Below are 2739 nucleotides of genomic sequence, written 5' to 3'. Positions count from 1 at the left end.
GGGAGTTCTCCGTGCTGGAATGGTCCGCCCAACGGGCGGGATCGGCTCGTGGGCCGGAAACGGAAAAACCGCCCCCGAAGGAGCGGTCTGTTGGTCTGATTGTGGTGTAGGTCAGCCGATCAGCGCGCGGGCCTCTGCCCAAAGCTCCGCGATCTCGTTGTGATTGGGCAGCCCGACCTCGCCGCGATTAGTGTAGGCGTAGACCTTTGCCACGAAGTCACGGGCATTCTCCGCCGGGATAGCGAGGAGGCTGTCCTCGATGCCGGTCTGTTCATCGAGAAGCCCGTCGAAAGCAGGCGACCCGGCTGGAAGCGCGTGCATCCGTGCAGTCACATTCAGCCAGCGACGAAACCACTGCATTACCTCGGTTTCTTCCGGCCCCAACCCCGCAGCCGACATGCTCCCCGTGCCGCCCGAGTTCAGGCCCATGTGGATCATCCCCGCGACAGGGGCCGCTATCGCCATGTTCAGTAGCGCGCGGCGGGTGGGTTCTTCGAGCGTTGCGGCGGTCATGCCGCACCGCCTTTCCGGCGCGCGGCACGCTGTTCAGCCTCAAGCTCCGCCAATTTTGCGAGGATGATCCCCGTCGGCGTCAGGGCTGCGAACCGCTCTCCGGCGGTCCGCTTGAACGATGCCGTCCCTACCATTTCGGCAGGCGTGGCGATATGTTTGACCAAGGCCATGATCGATCTCCATGCGATCGGTGGTGGTTCAGGCCTCCGGTCGCGTGCCAGCGCTTCCGGGGGCCGCTACGATCAGTTGATGGGCTGCTCCAGAAGCTCCGCGAGCTTGACCAGCCCCTTCGCCGTCACGAGCACGCGGGTGTAGACCCGCTCCTCGCCGACATCGTTGATCTTCATGAAGTCGTCGTGCTCCAGATAGCCGGACTTCCGCTTGTCGTCGTAAGCGAGCCACGTCTTGCCGCCCGAGCGCTTGAAGATCCAGCGGCGCGCGGACATGAACTTGAACAGGTAGTCACGACCGACCCCAAGGGTCTTCGCCGCATCGCTGATGCACATCGACCCCTTCGCGCCCTCCAGTCGGTCGAGCTTCTTCAGCCGACCACCCTGTTCCTCGATGATCGCCTCCTTCTCGGCGACTTGGCCTTGCAGGTGCTGGAAAACTCCGAGCATCACCGCCGGGTCAGAGAAGTCGAGCATCGGGCGAGCGCCGCGAACACCCTCCAGTTCCTCCAGCCGCTTAACCACCTTGTAGCGCAGGTCGGCGCGGTATCCGGTGATAAGGGTGACAGTCAGGTCCTTAGGGAGGCGGTATTCTTTTGCCCGCTTGTTCTGCGGCGTGGTGTATTCCGCCTCGAAAGAGGACACCCCAAATTTGGGGTCTCCAATATCCTGTAGCATCTTCTCGATGTCACGCAAAACGTGGTCATGTCGCTTCTCGCAAAGCTCCGCGATCTCGCGCGACGACATGGTGATATGCTGGCCTGCCGCCAGACCCACGATGGGGAAGTTGCCTTTCGGCGTGTTTTGCTCCATGTTCACTGGAACAGTCCTTTCTTGATGGGTTGGGACTTACAGGCCGGGATAGCGTTGGCGCGCTGCCCGGCCGCTTTCGTTTCAGGATGCGCTCTCAAGCTGCACCCCCTTGATCCGCATGGCCGTTTCGATGGCTGCGATGATCTCGGCATTCATTGAGCGGTGCGACTTCTTCGCCTCTGTCTTGAGTAGGTCGCGCCACCCGTCTGGCAAGCGAAGCATGTATTTATCGGCGTTCCTGTGCATCAATCACTCCTTATACCCACTGGGTACGTTATATATGCCCACTGGGTAGCCGTTGCGTCAAGCACAATTTCATGCCCACTGGGCAATCATGTCAGACAGCGACCAACATCAGTTCAAAGACCGTTACATGCTCCGCCTCCCCGATGGGATGCGGGATGACATTAAGCGGCTCGCGGAGACCAATCATCGGTCGATGAATGCCGAGATAGTCGCAGCCTTGGAGATGCACCTTTACGCTTCTGGCGGCCCGGACCGGGAATATTCCGACTACGAGCGCAAGGTTTCCGACCTTTCAGTTATCGTAGCTGCGCTGCAAACCGCAAAGCGCCTTCTCATCGAGCAAGAGGGCGCAGACATCGAGAAAGCCGGCAAGGTCGTTGAAGGCTGGAATTCCGACGACCCATGACCCTGATCCGCAATGAGCGCTTGAAGCTCGCCGCCAACTTCCTGAACGCCATCGCCATCGGCCTGATCGGCATCGCTGTCCTTCGCCCTGTGGTCGAGACAGGAGCGGTCGACTACTTCGCTCTGGCAGCTTGGACGCTCGCGGGACTCGCTTTGCACGCCCTCGCGCACTATGTTCTTGGGTATCTGAGGTAGGAGCGAACCATGACGCTGTTCAACATCATCGTCCCAGTCGCCGCCCTCGCCATCGGTGGCGCGGTTGTCCTCATCGTGCATCTTACTGACAAGAAGCACGATCACCCGGCAGAGTGATCGGTTACTCGCACATACGCGCGTCGTGCGCCCGGCGCTCTTGGATAGTCATTTCACCCGAATACCGCCGCGGGTTTCCACACATCCAGCACGAGCAGACCTTCAGGTTGTTGGCTGACGTCGCCCGCTTGTCGTGCGGATAGACCTTGAGCGCCTTCTTTTTCATGCGGGCCAGATCGGCCCTGCGGCGGTCGAGTGCCATTTCTGCCTCCTGTGCTGGTTGTCCTTTATCGGGATGCTGCCCAAGTCGGTCAAGCCATCACATCCTAACTTCTTAAAG

General features: G+C 60.3%; 7 protein-coding genes. 2 read left to right on the top strand and 5 right to left on the bottom strand.

What is annotated here, in order from left to right; translation table 11 throughout:
* Positions 1 to 111: 111 nt before the first annotated feature.
* From CG51_RS18635 to CG51_RS19810, 4 genes are all read right to left on the bottom strand, one after another.
* Positions 112 to 513, bottom strand: a complete 402-nt coding sequence (locus tag CG51_RS18635; RefSeq protein WP_035747572.1) for a hypothetical protein — start codon at positions 511 to 513, stop codon at positions 112 to 114.
* Positions 510 to 683, bottom strand: coding sequence for a hypothetical protein (locus CG51_RS20305; RefSeq protein WP_156961369.1), 174 nt, complete (start codon positions 681 to 683; stop codon positions 510 to 512). Before CG51_RS20305 ends, CG51_RS18635 begins: the two co-directional genes overlap by 4 nt.
* Before the next feature lie 72 nt (positions 684 to 755).
* Positions 756 to 1496 (bottom strand): Rha family transcriptional regulator, encoded by a 741-nt coding sequence (locus CG51_RS18630; protein ID WP_051930882.1) that lies wholly within the window; start codon positions 1494 to 1496, stop codon positions 756 to 758.
* 81 nt (positions 1497 to 1577) lie between these two features.
* Positions 1578 to 1742, bottom strand: coding sequence for an Arc family DNA-binding protein (locus CG51_RS19810; protein WP_084695290.1), 165 nt, complete (start codon positions 1740 to 1742; stop codon positions 1578 to 1580).
* A gap of 88 nt (positions 1743 to 1830) precedes the next feature.
* Here CG51_RS19810 and CG51_RS18625 point away from each other — a divergent pair, with 88 nt between their 5' ends.
* Together CG51_RS18625 and CG51_RS18620 are read left to right on the top strand one after the other, a co-directional pair.
* Positions 1831 to 2148 (top strand): Arc family DNA-binding protein, encoded by a 318-nt coding sequence (locus CG51_RS18625; RefSeq protein ID WP_035747570.1) that lies wholly within the window; start codon positions 1831 to 1833, stop codon positions 2146 to 2148.
* Positions 2145 to 2342 carry a hypothetical protein gene (locus tag CG51_RS18620; RefSeq protein WP_035747568.1) on the top strand — a complete coding sequence of 66 codons (198 nt, stop codon included), beginning with the start codon at positions 2145 to 2147 and terminating at the stop codon, positions 2340 to 2342. Before CG51_RS18625 ends, CG51_RS18620 begins: the two co-directional genes overlap by 4 nt.
* 121 nt (positions 2343 to 2463) lie before the next feature.
* Here the strand turns inward: CG51_RS18620 and CG51_RS18615 are convergent, their stop codons facing one another.
* Entirely contained in the window at positions 2464 to 2661 is a 198-nt protein-coding gene (locus CG51_RS18615; protein ID WP_035747567.1) for a hypothetical protein, read from the bottom strand.
* Positions 2662 to 2739 lie beyond the last annotated feature (78 nt).

The organism is Haematobacter missouriensis (assembly GCF_000740775.1).
GTDB lineage: Bacteria > Pseudomonadota > Alphaproteobacteria > Rhodobacterales > Rhodobacteraceae > Haematobacter > Haematobacter missouriensis.
This window is presented reverse-complemented; position numbering and strand designations above follow the sequence as displayed.